The sequence below is a fragment of the Oceaniferula flava genome (assembly GCF_016811075.1).
Classification (GTDB): Bacteria; Verrucomicrobiota; Verrucomicrobiia; order Verrucomicrobiales; family Akkermansiaceae; genus Oceaniferula; species Oceaniferula flava.
Window position 1 is genome coordinate 1 of record NZ_JAFBGL010000045.1, and the last position, 420, is coordinate 420.

General features: G+C 60.0%; 1 protein-coding gene. It reads left to right on the forward strand.

Annotated elements, in window-relative coordinates:
- The coding region (locus JO972_RS16760) for a transposase (RefSeq protein WP_484549428.1) at window positions 1-420 on the forward strand (420 nt) is incomplete at both ends.

A 420-nucleotide genomic window follows, 5' to 3' on the forward strand; every position in this document is an offset into this window, starting at 1 on the left:
AGGATGCTGGCCAAGCTCGCCAGGGTGGACCCCGAACTGCTTCACCCGGTCAAGCACGGCTCCGAGCAAGCCCAGCAAGATTTGGTGCTGATCAAACTCAGGGACACACTTGTCAGACAGAGGGTGGACATTGTCACGTCGATCCGTTTCACCCTCAAGAGCCTGGGCATAAGGCTCAAGTCTCCTAACTCGGCAGCGTTTGCAAACTATGCACGGAAGGCTCTGTGCGAGCATCCGGAGATCCTCTCGAGGGTGGCCCCCGCTCTGGCTGCACTCGACGGGCTCAACGCGTCGGTCAAGGAATACGACCGCCAGATCGAGGCGACCTCGCGGGAAAAATATCCGCAGACTGCGAAGCTGCGGCAAATCGCCGGAGTGGGCCCGATCACAGCCTTGTGCTTCGTGCTCACCATGGAGGAG